Genomic DNA, 22,072 nt, shown 5'->3' with positions numbered 1-22,072 from the left:
AAAACCTCAGGCAACGGTGGCGCGGCCTGAGGTGCAAAATTAAGGATTACCTTATCAAATACGAATTGCGTGCTCCGAATTGCCAATGCCATCGTTTTATCTGGAGAGGTATGCGTGCTTAATCCCGCAGTACTTTCTGGCTACCGTCCGGATTGATTTTTATAATGCGTGATGGCTTTGACTCCATTGCATCCTCCTGCCGCCAGTTAACTATAAAATCCACGCGTTTCTTTATCTCTTCGGAAACATCTGCAAAAGTTTTGGGCGCAGGCTCACCGCTAATGTTGGCAGATGTAGAAACCAAAGGCCGCCCAATCTGCCTTAACAAGCGATGGCAGAACTCGTCTTTCACTATCCTGATGGCTACAGTGTTGTCATCAGCCAACACTTCTTTGGGTAAATTCTGGGGATTCGAAAAAACGTAGGTGGTAGGCCGCTCCTGCTCTTCAACGAATTGCTGAAAATCAGCAGGTAATGATTCTATATAGCGCAGCAGCATTTGCTGGTCTGCCACCAGCAGAATCATCGCTTTGGAGGCATCGCGCTCTTTTATTTCAACGATTTTCTTCACGGCAGCTCCATTCTCTGCATCACAACCAATTCCCCACACAGTATCCGTGGGGTAAAGTATTACGTTCCCCACCAGCAGTTCGTCTTCTGCTGCCTGTACCGCTTTTATCAGCTGGCTCATTTATTTAATTGTTAATTGTTTGTTGTTGATTGTTGATTCGCTAAACTGAAGTTGCCGTGGCTTGCTTCCCAAACAGGCAATTTATCAATCAACAGTTCAGCAGTTTATTTTATCTCCTGCGTCAGTTCTATCAGTACACCGTTGGCGCTTTTGGGGTGCACAAAACACACCAGTTTGTTATCGGCTCCTTTTTTTGGCGTTTCGTTTAGCAATGTAAACCCCTCCTGCTTCAGGCGCTCCATTTCATTTAGTATATCGTCTACCTCGAAGGCGATATGATGGATACCTTCTCCACGCTTTTGAATAAATTTGGTTATGGCGCTGTCCTCTGTCGTTCCTTCCAATAGTTCAATCTTCGTATCGCCTACTTTGAAGAAGGAAGTATTCACATTTTCAGACGAAACAAATTCGGTCTTGTAGGGTTCTACTCCCAGAAGTTTGAAGTACAAAGCATTTGCCTCGCTAAAATCCTTCACAGCTATCCCTATGTGTTCTACGTTGCGCATTTTGAATTTGTAATTAGTCTAAGTAAGCTTTTTTTAGTAATTTTGCGTGAAATCAAAACTAATAATTTCTTTCAACTGTTTATAAAACAGACAATAAATAGAAAAAAACAGTGCTATGCTAACACTTCCTATATACCTGGATAACAATGCCACTACGCCGTTAGACCCGCGTGTACTGGAGGCGATGTTGCCTTACATGACAAACATGTTCGGAAACGCTGCTTCCCGTAACCATGCGTTTGGCTGGCAGGCGGAAGAGGCCGTTGACTATGCCCGCGATCAAATCGCATCGCTTATCAACTGTTCTCCAAAAGAAATAATCTTTACCTCTGGTGCTACAGAGTCTGATAACCTAGCCATCAAAGGAGTTTACGAAATGTACGCTTCTAAAGGCAATCACGTTATCACGGTTACTACAGAACACAAAGCCGTACTGGACACTTGCAAACACATTGAGAAAATTGGCGGTAAAGTAACGTACCTGCAGGTAAACTCAGAAGGTCTTATCGACCTGAAAGAACTGGAGGAGGCCATTACTGACAAAACTATCCTTATCTCTATCATGTATGCCAACAACGAAGTTGGTGTTATACAGCCAATCCGTGAAATTTCTGCTATTGCCAAAAAGCACGGTATCCTGTTCTTTACAGATGCTACACAGGCAGTAGGTAAAATTCCGGTGGACGTAGAAGCTGACGGTATTGACCTGATGGCTTTCTCGGCTCATAAAATGTACGGCCCGAAAGGTGTTGGTGCTTTGTACGTGCGTCGTAAGAACCCACGTGTAAAAGTAACAGCCCAGATGGACGGTGGCGGCCACGAGCGCGGCATGCGTTCCGGTACGCTGAACGTGCCTGGTATTGTTGGCCTTGGTAAAGCTGCCGAAATAGCTAAGCAGGATATGGAGTCAGATACGGCCCGTATCTCTGCCATGCGCGACCGCTTAGAAAAAGAACTGACCACCATTGAAGAGTCTTATGTAAACGGTTCCCGCGAGCACCGTCTGCCGCACGTATCCAACATCTCTTTCAAATATGTGGAAGGTGAAGGTTTGATGATGGGTGTGAAAGACCTGGCTGTATCTTCCGGATCTGCCTGTACTTCAGCCTCATTGGAGCCTTCTTACGTATTAAAATCATTGGGTCTTAGTGATGACCTGGCACATTCTTCCCTGCGTTTCGGCCTAAGCCGCTTCACGAAGGACGAGGAAATTGACTATGCCATTGGTCACGTGAAAGAAGCCGTTTCCAAACTTCGTGAACTATCCCCGCTTTGGGAGATGTTTAAAGAAGGTATAGACCTTGACTCAATTGAGTGGGCAGAACACTAGGAAATAAATGACGAATTAGAAATTATGAATTATGAATGGTTCTAAGAGTAGAATTTCATAATTTGTAATTTCTGGTTCAATTCATAATTAATAATTCATCATTTGTAATTAAATATAGCTATGGCTTATTCAGATAAAGTAATTGATCATTATAGCAACCCACGTAACGTAGGTACGCTTGACAAATCTAAGGCAACTGTGGGTACCGGCCTTGTAGGTGCCCCTGAGTGCGGTGACGTAATGCGCCTTCAAATTGAAGTAGATGAAAACCAGATTATCACAGACGCGAAGTTCAAAACTTTCGGTTGTGGTTCTGCTATCGCTTCTTCTTCTCTGGCCACAGAGTGGCTGAAAGGTAAATCAGTAGACGAGGCATTGTCGATTGACAACATGGCAATTGTGGAAGAACTGGCATTACCGCCGGTAAAAATTCACTGCTCTGTATTGGCTGAGGATGCCATCAAATCTGCTATTAACGACTACAGAGTAAAGAATGGCTTGCCAGCACTGGAGTTAGCCAAGTCGCACCACTAAGACACGGACTCAATGGAGTCAAAAAACACAGATGTGCATGTTGAAAGTGCACGCATTCAAAAGCAGATTGAAAACCACTTAGGCATAAGCGGCAACAGTCTGCTTTTTGAATTCAGGCACATCGACAACAAAGAGCGCCTCGACCTGATTACAGTAAACCCGCGCCACCACCAATCGTTCCTGTTTCACTCTGAAGTGGGGTATGACCGGGTGGACGTGCTGCGAAAGATGCTGGCATACGTACAGAACTACCGCGACGAGGAAGGTTCCTATACGGTGCAGTGGATATCCCGCGACAATAAAGAGTTGAACACTTCTTATTTCCGGGCACGTAATATGTATGAGGCACTCGATAAATTATACTATGGCCGAGACATGAACACCATCACCGTTTTTAGCGTGGTGCTGAATCCTGTCTCTTAAAAATAATAATGTTATGATCACAGTTTCAGATAAAGCAAAAGAGAAGGTAGGAAAGCTGAAGCAGGATGCTCAGTTGGACGATACGTACCGCTTGCGCGCTTCTGTTGCAGGTGGTGGTTGCTCCGGCCTATCCTATAACCTTGACTTCGACGATGAAGTGAAGCCGATGGACCAGGAGTTTGAAGACAAAGGCGTGAAGGTAGTAGTAGATATGAAGAGCTTTCTATACCTGGCAGGCACGGAACTTGATTTCTCCGATGGCCTGAACGGTAAAGGCTTTTACTTCAACAACCCGAATGCTACCCGCACCTGCGGCTGCGGCGACAGCTTCTCTGTATAAGTTTTTTACAGTTCTATAATGAAGAAGGCCTTGCTATTGATGGCAAGGCCTTCTTCATTATAAGGGGAGAAATTTTTAGTTTTTTATAAAGCGGGTTGTCTGGCGTTGCCCCTGTTCATCCAGCAGTACCAGCACATAACTGCCACCTCTTAAATTGCTCACATCTATGGTATGATGGAGGGCAGTATTGTCGAGCGCTTCCAGAAGCCACTGCTTTCCCAGCATGTCCAATACCAACACCTGATGCATAACACCCGTTTGTTCAACACTAACCTGCAGCTTATCAGTTGTAATTGTAGGATAAACTTTAGCTACTTTTAAGCCCGCAGCGCGTGTCACGGCTACAACAGCGGAGTAAGCGTGGCTACCATCTTCATCCACCTGCTTTAATCTATAGTATGAAATCCCAGCCAAAGGATGGTTATCAGCAAACTTATAAGCAGCGCCTATAGCGGTAGTTCCGTGACCAGCCACTCTGCCAATACTTTCGAAAGCCTGACCATCTGAGCTTCTCTCCACGGAGAAATAATCATTCTGCATTTCTGAAGCAGTTAACCATTGCAGATCTACCACAGGGCCACTAACCTTGGCAGTGAAGCGCGCTAACTCGACTGGCAGCACCACAATTGGTTCATCCGGCTTCACACTCCAGGTAATGCTGAAGTCATCTATTGCCAAACCGTGATCAACCTCATACTCATTATCATCTTTCCAGCGCAGCATCAGGTAGTGCCCATCCGGTATGTCTACCGTCAACACGGCCTCCATCAGTCTTCTGTTCGCTGCATTGTTTCCGTTTAATGCTCTTCCTCTTGTATAAAAGTGCGGACCATTGAAATTAAGCGCAGGATAAGGTATCCAGTTTTTATCAGATCTAGGTGATAATTGAAAGGCTTCTTTGTCACTGCTGACAGCATAGTAAAAATCTATTTTGTGCTCTCCGGCATCTATGTTGGAAATGCGCCACTGCTCACCATAAAAGCTGACATCAACAGTGTGAATTGTATCTCCTGTATTGTTCTGCAACAGTACACCCCAGGCAAACTCTCCCGCATTATATGAACTCTGTGCACCCAAAGCGCGATCTATAGAGTTGTCTGAACCAAAACTATAGAGGTTGCCGGCAATGTTATTCCCTGGGCTTGCTACAATGGTGTTCGTCTCCTTCGTACGCTGCACAAACCAGCTGTCCATGTAACTGGTGCCATTTTCCCAGATTCCATCATTCACAGCAGGTAGCGAATTAAAATCTTGCGTATAGTTTGTAAGCTCTCTTCCCATGCTGATTTGTGCATTTGTAGATTCAGGTAAAAGAACTGCTGCTATGCATATGAAAGCCACACATAACTGCCGGAGGGAAGTACAATTATTATTCATTCTTTATAAAGAGGTTTACTACTTTATGATCAGGCAATGAAAATATTTAACTATTCCCCGATACAACAGCAACCCAACCTGATAGCTCTTTATAAAGTTCAACTATACATTAAAAATATTCTTCATGCATCATAATAAAAAAAGAAAAGGCTGCCCTGATAATCCAGAGCAGCCTTTTGAGCTGTACCTTATTGCACAGCTAAGTCAAAAATTATAACAGCATTAGTAAGCTCGCGCTAACTTGTTCTCCATAAAGTTCATGAAGGCTCTGTTTACTACGCCTGTTCCACCCGGAGTCGGGTAGTTACCAGTGAAGTACCAGTCGCCTTTATGGTTCGGGCAAGCGAGGTGCAAATCTTCGATGCGCTGGTAAATAACCTGCACTTCGGCATTTACATCCGGTGCTTTCACAATCTCAGAAACTTTAGCGGATATTTCATCTGCTGTAAACATATCATACAGCTCCTGCACATAGTTTGCTTCCCTAAATGCCGGTGTACCTGCAAGGGCTGTACATTTCTCGTATATTTCCTCCGCCTTGAAGTACAACCCGCGGTCTTTCAGCAGAGCCAGCAGCGCTCTGAAAGCCACAAACTCTTTCATGCGCGACATATCAATGCCATAGCAGTCAGGGTAGCGGATTTGAGGAGCGCAGGAAACAATGATAATCTTCTTAGGCTCCAGTTTATCCAGCATCTTGATAATGCTTTTCTCCAATGTGGTACCGCGCACAATCGAATCATCCAGCACCACAAGGGTGTCTATCCCCTTCTTCACCACCTCATAGGTTGTATCGTATACGTGCGTCACCAGGTCGTCGCGGCTATCGTTGTCTGTGATAAATGTACGAAGCTTCACATCCTTTATCACCAGTTTCTCGGCACGTGGCTTAAACTGCAGAATTTCATCCAGCTGATCTTCTGTCAGTTCCTGGTTCAGGATAGCTCTTTTGCGGTACTCCCGCAAGTGGTTCTCAATCCCCTTCATCATTCCCAGCCACGAAGACTCAGCTGTGTTCGGGATATAAGAGAACACCGTGTTCTTGAGGTCGTAGTTGATGGCTTCCAGAATCTGCGGGCACAGCAGTTTGCCCATGTTCTTGCGCTCGTTATAAATCTCAGGGTCGTTGCCTCTGGAGAAGTAGATGCGCTCGAAGCTGCAGGAAAGTTTCTCACGAGGCTCCACCACTTCAACATGCTTCGGGTTGCCTGCTTTGTCTACAATCAGTGCGTGCCCCGGCTTTATTTCCTGTATATCGCTGTACTCGATATCGAAAGCAGTCTTGATTGCTGGTTTTTCAGATGCCACCACAATTACCTCATCATCAGCGTAGAAATAAGCCGGACGGATACCATTGGGGTCACGCAATACAAAAGAGGCACCGTAGCCGGTAAGCCCCGCCATGGCATAGCCACCATCAAAATCGCGGCTTGCACGGCGCAATACACGCTGCAGGTCCAGGTTCTCCTCAATCAACTGTGTGATTTCTTTATTGGTATAGTCGCCTTTTTTGAAGTGCGTAAATTTATCCTGGTTTTCCTCATCCAGGAAATGGCCGATTTTCTCCAGTACCGTAATGGTGTCAGACTTCTGCTTCGGATGCTGCCCCAACTCCAGTAGCTTTTCAAACTGCTCATCCACGTTCGTCATGTTGAAGTTACCGGCAACAGCAAGGCTGCGGCTGCGCCAGTTGTTCTCGCGCACCATCGGGTGGCAGTTGTCCACACTATTTATACCGTGCGTGCCGTAGCGCAGGTGGCCCAGGTACACATCTCCCAGGAAAGGCGTGTTCTCCCAGATCCATGCAGTATCATCGGCTCGGTCAGGATACTCCTCCTTCAGGTTTTTGTACTCCTTGCCAATCTTCCCGAAAATGCTGTCGATGGCACGTGTCTTAACAGAACGGAAGCGGCTGATGTATTCTATTCCGGGCAGCGCATTGATTTTGATGCTGGCTACGCCGGCACCGTCCTGCCCCCGGTTGTGCTGCTTCTGCATCAGCAGGTACAGCTTGTTAATACCGTACATAGGAGTACCGTACTTCTCCACATAATAATCGATGGGCTTTCTAAGCCTGATTAAGGCAATACCACATTCATGCTTTATAGCGTCGCTCATGGGTGCTATTAAATTTTAAAGTGTCTGGGCCAGCAGTTGTTCCATCCAGTTTAGCAGCAGGTCAGGTTTAAAAAACAGGACCAGCAGCGGCAGGGCAAACAGCGCAAGCAGCAGTTTATCTGACAGTGAAGTAACTAAATTTTCTTCCCGAAAATTCCTTTTAAAGAAAAGGTAGTATGGTATCTTGATATAATAGAATAGCGCCACCCCTGTCAGTAAAATTCCGACGATTAATAAGGTTAGCAAGAGGGTATTTTCGCCCAATGTATAAGCCTCCCAAACGTTACTGAAGATGAGCAGCTTCCCCATAAATCCTGCCAGAGGAGGCAAACCAGTCAGTGACAGCAGGTACAGCAACGCCATAATTCCTATAAATGGATGGGCGCGGCCAAGACCGGCAAAGTCCTCCAGCTTCTGAACCTTGAAAATATCTTCTGACAATTGCAGAAACAGGAAAATACCGAAATTCATAAACAGCAGCACCGTGAGGTAAAACAGCACACTCAATGTATAATCTGTGTTAAAAGCCAGCAGTCCCGTCAGCAGAAAACCGGCGTGTGATACAGAAGAATACGCGAGCAGCCTGCGGGGTGTATCTTGCCAAAGCGCTGTAAAGTTACCAATAACAAGTGTGGCAATGGCTGCAATGCCTAAAAACAACTGCACATCAGCATAAGCCAACGGATTTTCGAATGGCCTTACAAAACGAAGTATCACGATAATACCCGCCATCTTAGGCCCTGTGGAGAACAGCGCCACAACAGGGAGCGGTGCCCCCTGGTACACATCCGGCACCCAGAAATGAAACGGTGCCGCTGATATCTTAAAGAAGAACCCGGCGAAAACAAGTACCGCCGCCACCGTTACCAGCAAGGTGTTCGCCTGCAACAGCCCAATTCTGAATACTTCGGAGGAATAATTGAGTGTGCCTGTCAGACCGTAGAAAAAAGACATGCCGTACAACATCACTCCTGCCGAAAGCGCACCATATAGTATATATTTTAAGCCCGCCTCCACCGCGCGCTTTTCGTGTTTTAGTGTAAGGGTGAGGATATAGGAGGCAATAGAAACGGTTTCTATGGCCAGGAAAACCATAAGCAGGTTTACCGATTTGCCCATCAGGTTCAGCCCCAGCACCAGCATCAGGATTAAGGCATAGTACTCTCCTTTGCCTTGTTGCAAATGCTCCAGCGGCCTGTTCTGTAAGGAGAGCAGAATAGTAAAAATGCCTGCCGCACTAAAGAGTATACCGGCATACCGAGCCAGCCCGTCAGAAAGCAGCAGGTTGAGAAAGAGCTCATCACCGGCAGTATAGCCCCCTAGAATTTGCAGCAGCAACGAAGCGAACAATCCGGTGAGGGCTAGCCACGGCAGCAGTCGCTTTATAGTTGGAGACTTAAACAGATCCAGGGTAACGAGCAGCAGGAAGAAGACCGCCAGCAGCAGTTCGGGCACCAGGGATCCGGCACCCGCTACAATGGCATCAATAGTTTCTGATAGATAGACTGCCTGCTCGTTCACTTAGCGTACCATGGAAGATAAAACGATATTCAGTTGCTCCTGCCCGTTCTGCAACACTAATTCTGAAAACCCATTTACGGCAACACCTATTTTATCCAGGAGAAGGTGTGGAAAGATGCCGAAGAGCAGGGCCAGCAGGGTTAGAGGCACGAGCATCAGGTACTCACGGAAGTTCAAGTCTGTGATAACGGCGCTTTCGCGCAATTCAGGGTATACCCAGAACTTGCCGAAGAACATGCGCTGCAGGGCCCACAGATAATAAGCAGCCGCTAACAGTAAGCCAAACACAGCGACAATGGTGAGCCAGCGGGGCAACATACCTGTGGCCTCAGGTGCACTGAAGCCTCCTACCAGCACCAGCAGCTCGGCTATAAACCCGGAAAAGCCAGGCAAGCCCAAAGAGGCAAAGAAAGCAATCACTACAAACGTAGTATAGGCAGGCATCACGTTCGCTAAGCCTCTGAAGTTTTGTATCATACGGTCATGTGCCCGGTCATATATCACCCCTACCACCAGGAAGAGCATCGCAGAGATAATACCATGACTGAACATCATGTAAACAGCGCCATTCACCCCCTCTGTGGTGAGAGAGGCCAGCCCCAGCAGCACAAAGCCCATATGCGACACCGAAGAATAGGCAATTAGCTTTTTCAGGTCGTTCATGGCCAGGGCGTTGAGGGCACCATAAATTATAGACAGCACCCCTAAACTGCCCACCAATACCGAGAAATAAGCTGCTGCATCCGGAAAAACCGGATACACAATGCGAATAAGGCCGTAGCCACCTACTTTTAGTAGTATAGCAGCCAGCAGTACAGAGATAGGCGTTGGCGCCTCTACGTGAGCATCGGGTAGCCATGTATGCACCGGCACCACCGGCACCTTGATGGCAAAGCCAGCCAACAGCAGCAGGAAAGCAACAAACCGTATCGGCAGGTCCCAAAGTGTTACCCGCGACACCACATGCAACAGGCTATCAGGCAGAAAGTTAGCCGCTTCCATCATGGCCGGAATGCTGAAGGTATGCACCATGCCTTGGGTGCTGATAGCGCCTTGCTGCAGCATTTGCTGCACCTGCCGTATCACATCCGGAGAGGCAGCCATATCACGCTCCAGCAGCCCCAACTGCCTTGCTGTCGCCACCGGGTCGATTACAGAAGTATACAGCCCAATCATCACTATCAAGATAAAAAGCGAGCCAACCAGGGTATATATAAAAAATTTGATGGCTGCGTACTCCCTCCTCGGGCCGCCCCAGATACCGATTAGGAAGTACATCGGCAACAGCATGAATTCGAAGAAGAGGTAAAAGAGGAAGAAATCCAGCGCTAAAAAGCAGCCCATCACGCTGGTGAGCAATAGCAGGTAGAGCAGAAAATACCCCTTTACATTCCTGGTGATGGTCCAGGAGGAGATAATTCCGATCACGCCAATAATACCTGTGAGCAGCACCATGCTTATGCTGATACCATCCACACCCACAAAGTACTCAATCTGGAACAGCCCCAGGTTGCCGAGCGAAAAGCCAATCCAGTTGAGCTTCTCCACAAACTGGTAGCCCTGCTGCCCATTCGCAAAGGCGCCGCCATCGAAATTTACGTATGAAAAGACAGCCAGCCCCATCTGCACCAGTGTTCCCAAAAGCGCCACTGCCTTTATCGGCCTGTGCAGGTGCGCAGGCATAACCAGTACAACAAGCGCCGCCAGCAAAGGTGTAAAAATGAGACTACTGAGTATAAAGTTCATCAATATTTATAGACACAAGTATTGAGACGAAGGACATAAGACGGTATAACCTGTATCCATGAGCGTCTTAGAAATTTTCTTATCCCCACATCTTCGTATTCTGCACGCGAAATTAATCATCAAAACACGAGGATGTATAGTATAATCAAAATAAATCCGAAGAGAGAGTAAGCGTAGTAAGATTGCACCTGGCCATTCTGCAAGCCACGCCCAACGCGGCCTAGCAATTTGGAGGCGGCAGCCACCAGCCATACCAGTCCATCCACCACAAAACGATCGAACCCTCCGATTACCTTTGCCAACACGACCAGCCACTTACTGCCATAATTCAGGGTATAATCTATCACACGCTTATCCATCCGGTACAGGCCGCGGGCCAGTAGCAGGCTGGGCCTTACAAAGGCTTTTGCGTAAAACTGGTCGAGGTAAAAGTGGTTATAAGAGAACCTGGCAAAGGTGCTCTGTGGGTGTTCCTGCAGTAAGGCTTCACCTGACTTGTTTCTGTATTTGCCAATAGCTAAGCCTACACCTGCCACACCCAACAGCGCTGAGAGTACACCAATTACCAGGTGGGCGGTATGATTTGCCTCGTCCTGCGCCACGACCGCCTGCAGCAGGTTGTCTGCCAGCAGAGCGCCACCTGTTGTAAGTTTTTCGAGGCCGATGCCTTGCATTACCCAACTGTTGCTGAAGTCGAGCGGGTTCAGGGAAAAGAAAATGCCTATGGAAAGTATGGCCAGCAACACCACCGGTAGCGCCATCACGCGCTCCAGCTCCTGCCCTGCCGATACCCGCAGTTCCCGCACATCAAACGGCAGTCTAAAGGAACCGAAGAACATAAACCACATGTGCCTTCCCATGTAATAAGCCGTCAGCAGCACCACCGTAAAACCGATAACCGGAACAATATAGTAGAAACTGTTGCCGTTAGCGCTCATGCTTTGTGCCCAGGCCCAACTGCCGGACAGAATTGCATCTTTGGAAAGGAAACCAGAGAACAAAGGCAAACCCACAAGGGCTGCGGCAGCCAGTAAATAGGAATAGAATGTGAGCGGCATCGCCTTCCGCAGGCCACCCATATTCCGGATATCCTGCGGATCTATGCCGTGTGGCTGATGCGTGTGGTGCAGGCCGCGGTGCATGGCATGTATGATGATACCGGCGTTCAGGAAGAGCGCAGCCTTGAAGAAAGCGTGTGTGGTGAGATGGAAGAGCGAGGCATCGTGTGCGCCAGTACCCATGCCCATCACCATGTATCCCAACTGTGAAATAGTAGAGAAAGCCAGTACTGCTTTTATATCGTATTGCGTAAGTGCAGCAACAGCACCTAATAAAGCTGTGATAGCGCCGACGATGGCTATAACGGTGAGTGCATCTGTGGTAAAAAAGGCATAGCAGCGGGCAAGTAAGTATACCCCAGCCGCTACCATGGTGGCGGCATGGATGAGGGCAGAAACAGGAGTAGGACCTTGCATGGCATCCGGCAGCCACACCTGCAGCGGAAACTGCGCTGATTTACCCACACAACCCATGAACAAACCTAAACCAGCCAGTGTCAGCAACACCGGTCCCATCTCAACCCGCCACTGCTGCCCGTTCAGTATATATGAAACCGCAAAGCCTTCGTCTGTCCAGTTGCCTGCCCCTATAAGTGCTCGCAGAACCTCTAAGTCAAATGTGCGAAAATAGGTATAAAAGGCGAAGAGGCCCAGCAACAAGCCGATATCCCCTACCCTGTTCACCAGAAAGGCTTTCTTGTTTGCCGCAATGGCTGCAGGTCGCGTAAACCAAAATCCAATCAGCAGGTAAGACGACAGGCCCACCAACTCCCAGAACATGAAAAGCAGCAGCAGGTTGTCCACAAGCACAATGCCCAGCATGCTGAACGTGAACAGCCCCAGGTAAGCGAAGTATCGGCTATAGCCCCTGTCGCCGTGCATGTAGCCTATTGAAAAGAGCTGCACCAGTGTGGAGGTAAAAGTGACAATAACCAGCATCAGCACTGTCAGGTTATCTAGCAGAATGCCTGCTGTAAAATCAGCCAACGTACCGCCTATGGATGCCATACTAAACCACACTGTGCGGCTGTGGAAGGTGGTGGTGTTCCAGGTCTGGGTGAAGAGCCACACCGACAGAGCAAAGGAAAGCGCAGAAAGACCTACCGCCAGCCAATCACCGCGGCGGGGCAGGCGTCTGCCAAAAAAGAACAGAATCAAAAAAGCCAACAGGGGCAGCAGGAGCACTATTAACGCGAGTGTGGTTTGCGCTGTGCCCGGCAGTGGCTCTAAAAGTGAAGATAGCTCCAACGTGTCCCTTTATTTGCTTAGGTGATTGATTTGATTCAGGTTGGCCGTTTTAAAGAGCTGGTACACGCGCAGCACTATGGCAAGGGCCACAGCAGCCTCGGCGGCAGCCACCAACATCACGAACAGCGAAAACAACTGCCCCTGCAGGAGCAGCGGATCAAAGCGGCTGAAAGCGACTAGGTTCAGGTTAGCGGCGTTGAAGATAAGTTCTATCCCCATCAGCACCACCACGGCATGCCGCTTCGTAATGACGGCCAGTATGCCCAGGCTGAAAAGCAAAGCGCTCAAAATCAGGATATGTTCTAAAGGGACTCCCTCCATTTCTATACTTTTTGTTTGTCAGTGGCAATATAAGCGGCTCCCATCAGGGCAATCAGCAAGAGCAGCGAGGCTACTTCAAAAGGCACTATAAAATCCGTCATCAGCTTTATGCCAATAATATGTACCGTGCTTTTCTCCAGCCCCAACACATCCATATCAGCTGTTTCCAGCCAGGGGAGCATGTGGAGGTTTGCATGCAAAATGGTATAGCACAGGCCAACCAGTATCAGGAAAGTAATCACCGTACCCCACACCTTATTCACGCTCTCCGACATGACTGACTGGTCGTGTACCCGGCTGCTCAGCATGATACCGAACAGAATCAACACCAGCACGCCTCCCACATATACCATCAGTTGCGTGACCGCCACAAAATCAGCGAACAGCAGCACGTATATGCCAGCCACGCTCAGCAAGGTGACCAGCAGCGAAAAGCCTGCATACAACAGGTTGCGCGTCAGCACCATGTAAGTCCCCGAAAGTACCGCCAGTAAGGCGAATAAGTAGAAAAGCATCCTTTTCAGTTATCAGTTGACATTGACCAAGTATCAATGTAAGGTTTCAATACAAATTGCTCAAAAGACCTCGTTCCTGCGAGCGTCTGGTGCCAAAATCCTTTGCCACGTAGCAAGCAAGACCTCGCAGGAGCTGCGCACACTGCGAGGTCTATGCAATTATCCCTGCTGCTTCCTAGCCGCCAATGCAGCAGCTTTTGCGGCGGCCATTTCTTCCTGCTGTTTCTCAAAGAGTCGCTGCTTCTCCTGTGCCTGCTCCGGGGATAAGTCAGTGAAATGGTAAATCATGTTCTTGATATTCACTTCGCTGAAATCGTATACCGGCGTCATGGTGAGGCAGTCGGTTGGGCAAACAGTGGTGCAGAGGCCGCAGTAGCAGCACTTGGCCATGTCGATGTCGAACACCGGCGCATACAGGCGCTTTTTTGTCCCGTCTGATGTTACGCCGATGTCTTCTGTCGCCTTCACCGACTCAATAGTGATACAGTTCACCGGGCATACCTTTGCGCAAAGGTCACATACAATGCAATCCTCTATCTCGTTGTGCAGGCGGTACCGCCCGTTGTCAGGTATAGGCAGCGCTTCGTACGGGTACGTGAGCGTAGCCAGGCCATCCGGCTGCTTAAAATAGCTATCGTCCGACACATATACCGGTTTGCGACGCTTGTTTGCATTTGCGAAGTGGCGCAGCGTCAGGCGCGCGCCGCTCACCAGCGACTTCACCACATGCCAGAACCCACTTTTATGTTTATATGCTTCTTTCTTTATTGTTTCCATATATTTCAACCACAAGACTTCATCTTGAGGAAAAATAAGTAAGATTTCAAATGTGAACGCTTACTTCATACTACAGCAACGCAAGTCCAAAACCTGCATCATTAAAAACCACAAAATAAAACCCTGCGGCAGAAAAGAGCTTAAAAAGACAGTATCCAACTATTTCAACTTTCTAACTCATTAACCTTCTAACTCTCTAACTCTTCCTATATCATCAATAATCGCCATACGCCTGCTAACAGCACAACCACCAGGGCTACCGGTGTCAGTACTTTCCAGCACAGGTACATGAGCTGGTCTACGCGAAGGCGCGGGTACGTCCAGCGGGCCCACAGTTGCACGAATAGCAGCACAAAAGTTTTGGAGATTAACCAGAAAGCCGCCCACAGGTTCCCGGAAATTTCACCTATCGTACCGGTAGTCCAGTTGGCAAGGGCTACGGAGCCAATATTTGGCAAAGGAGTATTCCAACTGCCCAGGAACAGGATAACTGCCACCAGGCTCACCAACACCATCATGCTGTATTCTGCCAGGAACAGTACCGCGAAGCGGAAGCCGGAGTATTCCACGTGGAAACCTGCCACCAGTTCCGACTCTGCCTCCGGTATGTCGAACGGAGCCCGGTTACTCTCTGCCAGCGATGCGATAAAGTATATCACAAAAGCCACCAGTAGCATGGGAGCCCGGAAAATGTTCCAGGTAGTAATGCCTCCGATATTCGTAGTGTCTATGCCCAATGCCTGAATTCCAAACAACCAGTTTGTCTCATAGCCCATTCCCGGGAAAGCATTCATGAGCACACCCTGCTGGTAACTAATTTCCTGGAAATCGAGCGACTGACTCACCATGACAGCAGAGAGAATAGCCAATCCGGCCGGAATTTCATAAGACACAATTTGCGCCACCGATCGCATCGCTCCCAACATCGCATACTTGTTATTCGAACCCCAGCCTGCCATCAGCAGCCCAATCACATCCAGCGAAATGATAGCCAGGAGGTAAAATACACCGATGCCAATACCTGCAGGTACCAGCGTAGGTGAGATAGGAATTACTGCAAAGCCAGCAAAAACAGCGGCAAAAATCAGAATGGGTGCCAGTTTAAAGAGGCCTTTATCAGCCAGGGCAGGCACAATATCTTCTTTCTGCAGCAGCTTAAGCACATCTAGCACCGCCTGCAACGAGCCATAAGGGCCTGCCTCGGTTGGCCCCAGACGGTCCTGCATGAAGGCCGCCACCTTCCGCTCTGCGTACGCCAGCACAATTACCACTCCGAGCAAGAGCATAAGTGTCAGCAGGAAAGCGAGCATAGGCGTTCTGGTTGTTTTAAGAAAGCAAAGTTAGGAGTTAATATGCGAATGTGCTAATAAGCAGGTATGGTAATTGAGATTTTGAGAATACGGCAAGATGCAAAGCCGCATCTAAAACAGAATGCATGCACTGTTGCGCAGCTATATTGGGCCATATTTCAGACCAAAACAAACCAGAGCAGCATCGTCACCAGGATAGCGACAATGCCTTGCATCAAAGTAGCCATGGTATGCGCTTTGTAAGCATCGGTTACTTTAAGGCCGCTGAATTGTGTTACGACCCAAAAGTAGCTGTCGTTGACGTGGCTTACGGCCATGGCGCCTGCCCCGATAGCCATGACCACTAAGGCCAATGGTACCGCACCTGTAATACCTGCCTCTGCCAGCATGGGTGCTACAAGTGCTGAGGTAATGACCAGCGCTGCTGTAGAAGACCCTTGTGCCGTTTTTAAGGCAGCGGCCACAAAGAAAGGTATGAGTAAAATGAAAGCGCCGTGCAGCGATTCGCCTGCTGCAAAATCCTGTATCAAACCCGCTACAGGCGTTGCTTTAATAACTGAACCGAAAGCTCCTCCTGCACCTGTCAGCAACAGGATGATGGCTGCATCTTTCAGGCCTTCGCCTATCCAGCCGGTTAAGGTTTCCTCGTTCCATGCTGGCAATAGGGGGAAAGCAGCAAAGACTCCTATAAGCAAGGCCACGACGGGTGTGCCCAGAAAAAGAAGAAACTCCGCTATACCTCCTGTATATTGCAGGTAGCTTATTACTGAACCTATTCCTATCAGTATGATGGGCAGGAAAATAGGTGTGAATGCTTTAGCGGCAGAAGGCAGTTGCCCAAATTCCCTCACCACCTCCTCATAGGAGTACACCACTTCGTCTTCTCCTTTAATTTTAATGGTAGACGCTACTTTAATTGCCCACAGATACCCAACTGCCATCACGGGCACGGACACCACTAAACCTATCAATATAATAGTGCCGAGATAGCCACTGGCTCCGATATTGCCAGCAGCAGCGATAGGTCCCGGCGTTGGTGGAACAAGCGTATGCGTGGCGTATAAACCCGTTGCAAGGGCGATAGACATAGAGGCCAGCGGAACCCCTGCCCGGTGCGCCAGCGATTTTTTCAGGCTGGCCATAATAACGTAGGCAGAGTCACAGAACACAGGTATACTTACAATGGCCCCGATGAGCGACATAGCCAGTTGCGGTCGTTTCTCTCCAACTATCCGCAACACCACTTCTGCCATACGGAGAGCCGCCCCAGACTTCTCCAGAATTTTCCCGATAACCGTACCTGCCACGATTACTATTCCTATATAAGCCATCAGGCCTCCAAAGCCTTCGTTTATCGCTTTTACCACTTCACTCAAAGGCAGGCCAGCGGCTATGCCGACGCCAAAGGCAGCAATCAGCAGACTCAGAAACGGGTGAAGCTTGAATTTAGCAGTTGCCAGTACAATGAACCCAACGCCCAGCAGCAGAATCAGAAAAAGCAAGGGGCCTTGTACCATGGAGAAGTTAACAGCGGGCTATTTAGATTGAGATGCTCTGTTGATTAAACGGGCTATGTTTCGTGCGCAGGAAAACAGAAGAGGCTGCGCATGTGCGATGGCTTTCTCCAGGGGCATCGGGGCATTGACAATGGAATGGCAGCTCACAAAATGCTCCAGCAGTTGCTCATGCCCTTTTCCCAATCCTCCCGAAATCAGAATGGTGCCAACACCATATTTCTCCGCCAGGCCTGCCACATAAAAGGGTGCTTTGCCATAGAGTGTCTGATAATCACTCTGCCCCTCTCCTGTTATGACCCAATCCGCTTCTTTAATATGATTTTCCAGTCCGGCTGCCTCAGCTACTACCTGAGAACCCGATAAGATTTCGGCTCCCAGAGCCAGGAACCCAAACCCCAGGCCTCCTGCGGCGCCTGCACCAGGTATGTTTTGTAATTTTGTTTTGAGATGTTCCTCTACCAGGTTGGCATAATTGCTCATACCTTCATCCAGAACCCGTATCTGTTCTTCTGTTGCTCCTTTCTGCGGACCAAAAACGTAAGAGGCGCCGTTTTCTCCGCATAGCGGATTCTCCACATCGCTGGCAATCCTGAACGTGCATTCCTTCAGCTTCGGGTGAAGATTTGTAAAATCAACAGCAATAATCTGCTGCAGTGACTCGCCTATTGGCTTTACATTAATTCCATTCCGATCCAAGAAAGCCGCTCCTAAGGCTTGTAGCATACCCAGCCCTCCATCGTTTGTGGCACTTCCTCCTAAACCGACAATGAATTTTCGCAACCCTTTGTCTATAGCTTGATTTATTAATTCGCCCAGTCCGAAGGTAGTGGTCAGCGTGGGATTTCGCATATCCTCCGGCACCATCGGCAGCCCCGCCACCAAGGCCATTTCAATCACTGCCGTTTCTCCGTCACCTAAAATGCCGTAGCAGGTATGGATTTGCTCTCCTAAGGGGCCGGTTGCCACAGTATTCACTCTTTCCCCGTTCGTAGAGAAAAGCAGGGAGTCCAAAGTACCTTCCCCTCCATCGGCCATGGGTATGACGACCACTTCTGCTCCGGGCATTTCAAGCATAAAGGCTTCTCTGATAGTGTTGCCGGCTTCCTTAGCGGACAGACTGCCTTTATATGAATCCGGGGCAATGACTATCTTCATCACCTACCCCTCCACCAGGTGTGGCACGAACTGCGACAGGTTGGTGATAATGCCCTTCTCGCGGCGGAAACCGATGGCACAGCCCTCTCCTGCCCAGAAAACGCCTGCCTGATACTGGTAGTTGTTTGTGTCTTCCGGCAGGTCGCACCAGCGCTGGTACACTTGTTTCTGGGCATCGTATTCTCCTTCCATTTTCGTGACACGCACTCTGTCCACCACTTCCACACTCTGCCCCTCGCGCCCAAAATATGGTTTGCGGATATACTTGCCACTTATAGGCTCTAAGTCTGCTTCTAAGAGTAACGGATGGTAGGGGTAAGCTTTCCAGAGCCACGCCAGCATTCCTTTGCTCTGGAAAAGTAAGGTATAAGCGGGGTTGGCGATGACTACATTGCGGGTACGGGAAAGCAGCGTCAGGCTCTCGAGTAGCTCCGGCTCTTCCCAGGCAATCTGCTCCCAGGGCAGCAGCTTAAAAAGGAACGGAAACTGCTGCCACTGCTCCGCTTCTACTTGTGCCCATATGCCTTTCTCAGCGCCTTCCGTGGAAACAGTCACTTCTTCAATGGGGCAAAGGTGGGCATCAAAGCCTGCCTCGCGGGCAGCCTGGGCTAGCACAGCGCAGTTTGTCTCATCTTCATCACTGCCTCCAATATAAGTTAGCAACAAAGCGGGTGGGAGATCATCATTGAGCATGCGCCAGGTTTTGAACTGCTCTACCAGTGCTTCGTACAAGCCGGAATACTGATTGGCGTCATTCTTACCGGCAGCGGCCAGGCTCGCCCACTGCACCACAGCAGTTTCAGGTATAGAGGTCGCCGTATCAGCATTGAACTCTATCAGTTTTGGTCCTTCCGGGGTTTGTGCCAAATCGAAACGGCCATACAGGTGCCAGTGCCGCTCGTCGTTCCAGGACTGCCGCACCAGGGGCCAAAGTTTTTCGGGTATACCTAGTACATGCAGAAATGCGTCGGGAAGGTCATCCGGTACCGCCTGCACCATCATGTCGTACAGTGTATCGGCGGCATCTAATAAGGCATCCGCCTCTTTCTCGGCTACTACCACAGCCTCACCAGGCACGTAGTTCGCACAACCGTCTTCTACGCACCATTCCCAACCCAGGCCGCGCACAGCAGTTTCCACGTCGCCTGTATGCTTGGTCAGGCGTACGGTCTTATTTCCCATAGTCAATCGTGTGTTTTTCTGAGCGTACAAATTTAGGACCCGGCCCCGCCGCTGCGGCCTCTGAAGAAGCCACTCCGGCCAGAGGCTGGCGCTGTGGTGCGTTGCCTGTAGCTCTGTACATTCTGGCGCCAGCTATCTGTGCGGTTGATCAGGTTCGGGTTGGCATAGTAAGCAGGGCGGGGTGACATCATACGGCCGGCCATAAAGCCCATTCCGCTCCACCAAAGCACACTGCCCAAACCAAAGCCACCCTGCTGGTAAGTTTGCTGGTTTTCTGCGAGTGCCTTCATCTGATTCTCCAGTTCCAGCCCCTGCAGCGTGTCTACACGACCATCGTTGTGCTTCAGTATGGCCATACTCTGGCCGGGAGCTGTGGTGCGTTCATCTGTTATTTTCCATTGGTCCGGGGCCTCCTCCGTCAGTTCAGTTACAATGCCATCCGGCACAGCTACTTCGCTATCTGCATTCCATTCGTCCTGGCTGCCACTGTTTCCACAGCTGGTCAGGCCCATGCAAGCGGCGGCGGCCACTATAAAGGCATTCCGCTTGAAGTCGCCAATAGAGAGGTATCTTTTTTTCATCTGTTATACTCGGGTGTGGTTTAAGGTATTCTTTTCTACGGAAACGATGGCGTAGTTGTAAAGCTTGAGAGGAAATATTACTGATTTTCACCAGTTCTCCCCAATTTTAATCAGGTTTCAGACGCTATCAACCGGATAACCCTCACTCCCACAGCGGATAATGCTCCAGGTGTACCTGGCGCTTAAAGAAAATGCGGGTGCTTTCCTCAAAAGAACGGGTAAAGTCGGACACGTAGAACTTATGGTCTCCCACCAGTTTATCCGAGGCCATGCCATGCTGCTCCAGGTAAGCCTTCACATGCTGCGCCACAATCTGGCTGGCGTCCAGCACATCTACCTCTCCTTCATAGAAGTTTTCAATCTGCTTCTTGATGAGCGGGTAATGCGTGCACCCAAGTATGAGCGCCTCGATGCCCTGCAGGTCCGGATCAGACAAGTAGGTATGGATGACACTCTCCGATATAGAATCATTGAAAAAACCCTCCTCTATCATAGCTGCCAGTAAAGGCGTCGCATGCGACTTCAGATTGATAGCCGAATCCAATTCATCCACCTTTTTACGGTACACATTAGAGTTTACCGTTTGTTTGGTGCCAATCAGGCCAATTGTTTTGTTGGGGTATGTATGCCCTATGTGCTGCACAATAGGGTCGATAACATTCAGCACCTTTGCTTTGCTCCCAACATACTCCTTCACCAGTTCATAGGCTGCTGCCGAGGCCGAGTTACAGGCAATCAGAATGAGCTTGCAGTGCTGTTTTATGAGCAAATCACAGATTTTAACGGCATACGACTGTATAGCGGCTGTAGACTTGTCACCATAAGGCAAATGGGCGGTGTCGCCGAAGTATATCAGGCGCTCGTTCGGTAATACGTTGATGATGGCCTGCGCAACTGTCAGTCCGCCAATGCCGCTATCAAAAATGCCGATGGGCCTCTCTTTTTTATCCTGAACCATAGAGAGCGAATTTAAATAAAAAGCCAGCAAAAGCCACTTAGCTTATCAAAATAGGTTAGTTTCCTACTTTCCGCCCTTTACTGGAAATCCATTCCTCATCAGAAAAATTAAACTATAAAAACCATAGGTACCACACCACCAGCAGCGAAATTAATTATGTTTAAATATTTGTTGCTTTAAAACAATAACTCTAATTTAGAATTGAATAACCTCAACAACAGACTTGTTCAAAGGAATTGGTTCAGAGGGATATCATTTGATGAAGAAATAAAGAGTAGAAAGCAAGGCAGCCTGACGAAGAAAACACAAACATTGTTATGCAGAGAACTTTTACGCTACCAGCACCTACAGTAAAAAAAGCTGCTTTATATGGCAACTTAACTGCACGCCTCATAGCTTTTCTGGTGGATACCACACTCCTTGTATTTTCTTACTCTTTTGTGCTCTATGGCATTAGTGACGCTCCACAACAGGCATATACCTGGCAGGATATCTTTCAGAATGGGGTAAGCCTGGAGGAGTTGTTTGATTTAAGTAAGCTCCTGTTCCTTAACCCGTACTTCCTGGTCATGCACTGGCTTTATTTTACGGTATTGCATTCTTCGCTTAAACAGGCCACCATCGGCAAATATACCCTGGGGCTGCGGGTAACCGACTTACGGGGGAAGCGCATCAGTTTTGCAAGGGCAAACCTTCGCTATTTCTCTAAATTTCTCTCTATTATACCGCTGTGCCTGGGTTTCCTGCTGTTGCTTTCTACGCGCCGCAAGCAAACACTGCACGATTACCTTTCGCGCACAGTAGTTGTGACAGACTAACCATCCATTCACCAAAAAAATTGCATTCTTTTGTCTCCCTTTTTTC

21 protein-coding genes are annotated in these 22,072 nt (G+C 48.8%); 5 read left to right on the top strand and 16 right to left on the bottom strand.

What is annotated here, in order from left to right:
• Window positions 1–118: 118 nt before the first annotated feature.
• Together DXT99_RS06990 and mce are read right to left on the bottom strand one after the other, a co-directional pair.
• On the bottom strand, window positions 119–691 hold the full coding sequence (locus tag DXT99_RS06990) for an L-threonylcarbamoyladenylate synthase (RefSeq protein ID WP_115564822.1): 573 nt from the start codon (window positions 689–691) through the stop codon (window positions 119–121).
• 104 nt (window positions 692–795) lie between these two features.
• Entirely contained in the window at window positions 796–1,197 is a 402-nt protein-coding gene (gene mce, locus DXT99_RS06985; RefSeq protein ID WP_115564821.1) for a methylmalonyl-CoA epimerase, read from the bottom strand.
• A 115-nt stretch (window positions 1,198–1,312) separates the two neighbouring features.
• Between mce and DXT99_RS06980 the strand changes: the two genes are divergently transcribed.
• The 4 genes from DXT99_RS06980 (at window position 1,313) to DXT99_RS06965 (ending at window position 3,824) form a co-directional block, all read left to right on the top strand.
• Window positions 1,313–2,527 carry an IscS subfamily cysteine desulfurase gene (locus tag DXT99_RS06980; RefSeq protein ID WP_115564820.1) on the top strand — a complete coding sequence of 405 codons (1,215 nt, stop codon included), beginning with the start codon at window positions 1,313–1,315 and terminating at the stop codon, window positions 2,525–2,527.
• A 120-nt stretch (window positions 2,528–2,647) separates the two neighbouring features.
• A complete protein-coding gene (gene iscU, locus DXT99_RS06975) occupies window positions 2,648–3,061 on the top strand; it encodes a Fe-S cluster assembly scaffold IscU (RefSeq protein WP_115564819.1) in 414 nt (137 codons plus the stop codon).
• 12 nt (window positions 3,062–3,073) lie between these two features.
• The gene (locus DXT99_RS06970; RefSeq protein WP_115564818.1) at window positions 3,074–3,484 is read left to right on the top strand and encodes a hypothetical protein; all 411 of its coding nucleotides are present in this window, start codon (window positions 3,074–3,076) and stop codon (window positions 3,482–3,484) included.
• A gap of 13 nt (window positions 3,485–3,497) precedes the next feature.
• Window positions 3,498–3,824, top strand: coding sequence for a HesB/IscA family protein (locus tag DXT99_RS06965; RefSeq protein ID WP_115564817.1), 327 nt, complete (start codon window positions 3,498–3,500; stop codon window positions 3,822–3,824).
• Between the two features lie 75 nt (window positions 3,825–3,899).
• On the opposite strand, the gene DXT99_RS06960 is transcribed toward DXT99_RS06965, so the two are convergent.
• The 14 genes from DXT99_RS06960 to murI all read right to left on the bottom strand — a co-directional run bounded on the left by DXT99_RS06960 (window position 3,900) and on the right by murI (window position 21,208).
• The gene (locus tag DXT99_RS06960) at window positions 3,900–5,105 is read right to left on the bottom strand and encodes a T9SS type A sorting domain-containing protein (RefSeq protein WP_115564816.1); all 1,206 of its coding nucleotides are present in this window, start codon (window positions 5,103–5,105) and stop codon (window positions 3,900–3,902) included.
• Window positions 5,106–5,423: 318 nt separating this feature from the next.
• Window positions 5,424–7,319: an amidophosphoribosyltransferase gene (locus tag DXT99_RS06955; protein ID WP_115564815.1), complete on the bottom strand. Its 1,896-nt coding sequence runs from the start codon at window positions 7,317–7,319 to the stop codon at window positions 5,424–5,426.
• A 15-nt stretch (window positions 7,320–7,334) separates the two neighbouring features.
• On the bottom strand, window positions 7,335–8,840 hold the full coding sequence (locus tag DXT99_RS06950) for an NADH-quinone oxidoreductase subunit N (RefSeq protein WP_115564814.1): 1,506 nt from the start codon (window positions 8,838–8,840) through the stop codon (window positions 7,335–7,337).
• Window positions 8,841–10,586 (bottom strand): complex I subunit 4 family protein, encoded by a 1,746-nt coding sequence (locus DXT99_RS06945; protein ID WP_115564813.1) that lies wholly within the window; start codon window positions 10,584–10,586, stop codon window positions 8,841–8,843. It lies immediately after the preceding gene.
• A gap of 119 nt (window positions 10,587–10,705) precedes the next feature.
• Window positions 10,706–12,892 (bottom strand): NADH-quinone oxidoreductase subunit L, encoded by a 2,187-nt coding sequence (nuoL, locus tag DXT99_RS06940; RefSeq protein WP_246000514.1) that lies wholly within the window; start codon window positions 12,890–12,892, stop codon window positions 10,706–10,708.
• A 9-nt stretch (window positions 12,893–12,901) separates the two neighbouring features.
• Window positions 12,902–13,213 (bottom strand): NADH-quinone oxidoreductase subunit NuoK, encoded by a 312-nt coding sequence (gene nuoK, locus DXT99_RS06935; protein ID WP_115564812.1) that lies wholly within the window; start codon window positions 13,211–13,213, stop codon window positions 12,902–12,904.
• 2 nt (window positions 13,214–13,215) lie between these two features.
• On the bottom strand, window positions 13,216–13,728 hold the full coding sequence (locus DXT99_RS06930; protein WP_115564811.1) for an NADH-quinone oxidoreductase subunit J family protein: 513 nt from the start codon (window positions 13,726–13,728) through the stop codon (window positions 13,216–13,218).
• A gap of 159 nt (window positions 13,729–13,887) precedes the next feature.
• Entirely contained in the window at window positions 13,888–14,505 is a 618-nt protein-coding gene (locus DXT99_RS06925) for a NuoI/complex I 23 kDa subunit family protein (RefSeq protein ID WP_115564810.1), read from the bottom strand.
• Window positions 14,506–14,711: 206 nt separating this feature from the next.
• Complete coding sequence (locus DXT99_RS06920) at window positions 14,712–15,815, bottom strand: complex I subunit 1/NuoH family protein (protein ID WP_115564809.1); 1,104 nt, start codon at window positions 15,813–15,815, stop codon at window positions 14,712–14,714.
• Between the two features lie 158 nt (window positions 15,816–15,973).
• Window positions 15,974–17,332 carry a GntP family permease gene (locus DXT99_RS06915; RefSeq protein ID WP_220273362.1) on the bottom strand — a complete coding sequence of 453 codons (1,359 nt, stop codon included), beginning with the start codon at window positions 17,330–17,332 and terminating at the stop codon, window positions 15,974–15,976.
• A gap of 18 nt (window positions 17,333–17,350) precedes the next feature.
• Window positions 17,351–18,487, bottom strand: coding sequence for a glycerate kinase (locus DXT99_RS06910; RefSeq protein WP_115564808.1), 1,137 nt, complete (start codon window positions 18,485–18,487; stop codon window positions 17,351–17,353).
• Window positions 18,488–18,490: 3 nt separating this feature from the next.
• Window positions 18,491–19,669, bottom strand: coding sequence for a glutathionylspermidine synthase family protein (locus DXT99_RS06905; protein ID WP_181885055.1), 1,179 nt, complete (start codon window positions 19,667–19,669; stop codon window positions 18,491–18,493).
• 32 nt (window positions 19,670–19,701) lie between these two features.
• Complete coding sequence (locus DXT99_RS06900; protein ID WP_115564806.1) at window positions 19,702–20,250, bottom strand: hypothetical protein; 549 nt, start codon at window positions 20,248–20,250, stop codon at window positions 19,702–19,704.
• Window positions 20,251–20,392: 142 nt separating this feature from the next.
• Complete coding sequence (murI, locus tag DXT99_RS06895; protein WP_115565020.1) at window positions 20,393–21,208, bottom strand: glutamate racemase; 816 nt, start codon at window positions 21,206–21,208, stop codon at window positions 20,393–20,395.
• Between the two features lie 317 nt (window positions 21,209–21,525).
• On the opposite strand from murI, the gene DXT99_RS06890 reads away from it, so the two are divergent.
• Window positions 21,526–22,026 carry an RDD family protein gene (locus tag DXT99_RS06890; RefSeq protein WP_115564805.1) on the top strand — a complete coding sequence of 167 codons (501 nt, stop codon included), beginning with the start codon at window positions 21,526–21,528 and terminating at the stop codon, window positions 22,024–22,026.
• Window positions 22,027–22,072: the final 46 nt, after the last annotated feature.

This window comes from Pontibacter diazotrophicus (assembly GCF_003367245.1).
GTDB lineage: Bacteria > Bacteroidota > Bacteroidia > Cytophagales > Hymenobacteraceae > Pontibacter > Pontibacter diazotrophicus.
The sequence above is the reverse complement of the archived record's forward strand: the minus strand, read 5'-3'. Positions and strand labels throughout refer to the sequence as shown.

What these genes read in the sequence shown, in the direction of transcription:
- DXT99_RS06990 (WP_115564822.1), bottom strand. Translation starts at nt 691, where the DNA reads ATGAGCCAGCTGATAAAAGCGGTACAGGCAGCAGAAGACGAACTGCTG.
- mce (WP_115564821.1), bottom strand. Translation starts at nt 1,197, where the DNA reads ATGCGCAACGTAGAACACATAGGGATAGCTGTGAAGGATTTTAGCGAG.
- DXT99_RS06980 (WP_115564820.1), top strand. Translation starts at nt 1,313, where the DNA reads ATGCTAACACTTCCTATATACCTGGATAACAATGCCACTACGCCGTTA.
- iscU (WP_115564819.1), top strand. Translation starts at nt 2,648, where the DNA reads ATGGCTTATTCAGATAAAGTAATTGATCATTATAGCAACCCACGTAAC.
- DXT99_RS06970 (WP_115564818.1), top strand. Translation starts at nt 3,074, where the DNA reads ATGGAGTCAAAAAACACAGATGTGCATGTTGAAAGTGCACGCATTCAA.
- DXT99_RS06965 (WP_115564817.1), top strand. Translation starts at nt 3,498, where the DNA reads ATGATCACAGTTTCAGATAAAGCAAAAGAGAAGGTAGGAAAGCTGAAG.
- DXT99_RS06960 (WP_115564816.1), bottom strand. Translation starts at nt 5,105, where the DNA reads ATGGGAAGAGAGCTTACAAACTATACGCAAGATTTTAATTCGCTACCT.
- DXT99_RS06955 (WP_115564815.1), bottom strand. Translation starts at nt 7,319, where the DNA reads ATGAGCGACGCTATAAAGCATGAATGTGGTATTGCCTTAATCAGGCTT.
- DXT99_RS06945 (WP_115564813.1), bottom strand. Translation starts at nt 10,586, where the DNA reads ATGAACTTTATACTCAGTAGTCTCATTTTTACACCTTTGCTGGCGGCG.
- nuoK (WP_115564812.1), bottom strand. Translation starts at nt 13,213, where the DNA reads ATGGAGGGAGTCCCTTTAGAACATATCCTGATTTTGAGCGCTTTGCTT.
- DXT99_RS06930 (WP_115564811.1), bottom strand. Translation starts at nt 13,728, where the DNA reads ATGCTTTTCTACTTATTCGCCTTACTGGCGGTACTTTCGGGGACTTAC.
- DXT99_RS06925 (WP_115564810.1), bottom strand. Translation starts at nt 14,505, where the DNA reads ATGGAAACAATAAAGAAAGAAGCATATAAACATAAAAGTGGGTTCTGG.
- DXT99_RS06920 (WP_115564809.1), bottom strand. Translation starts at nt 15,815, where the DNA reads ATGCTCGCTTTCCTGCTGACACTTATGCTCTTGCTCGGAGTGGTAATT.
- DXT99_RS06915 (WP_220273362.1), bottom strand. Translation starts at nt 17,332, where the DNA reads ATGGTACAAGGCCCCTTGCTTTTTCTGATTCTGCTGCTGGGCGTTGGG.
- DXT99_RS06910 (WP_115564808.1), bottom strand. Translation starts at nt 18,487, where the DNA reads ATGAAGATAGTCATTGCCCCGGATTCATATAAAGGCAGTCTGTCCGCT.
- DXT99_RS06905 (WP_181885055.1), bottom strand. Translation starts at nt 19,669, where the DNA reads ATGGGAAATAAGACCGTACGCCTGACCAAGCATACAGGCGACGTGGAA.
- DXT99_RS06900 (WP_115564806.1), bottom strand. Translation starts at nt 20,250, where the DNA reads ATGAAAAAAAGATACCTCTCTATTGGCGACTTCAAGCGGAATGCCTTT.
- murI (WP_115565020.1), bottom strand. Translation starts at nt 21,208, where the DNA reads ATGGTTCAGGATAAAAAAGAGAGGCCCATCGGCATTTTTGATAGCGGC.
- DXT99_RS06890 (WP_115564805.1), top strand. Translation starts at nt 21,526, where the DNA reads ATGCAGAGAACTTTTACGCTACCAGCACCTACAGTAAAAAAAGCTGCT.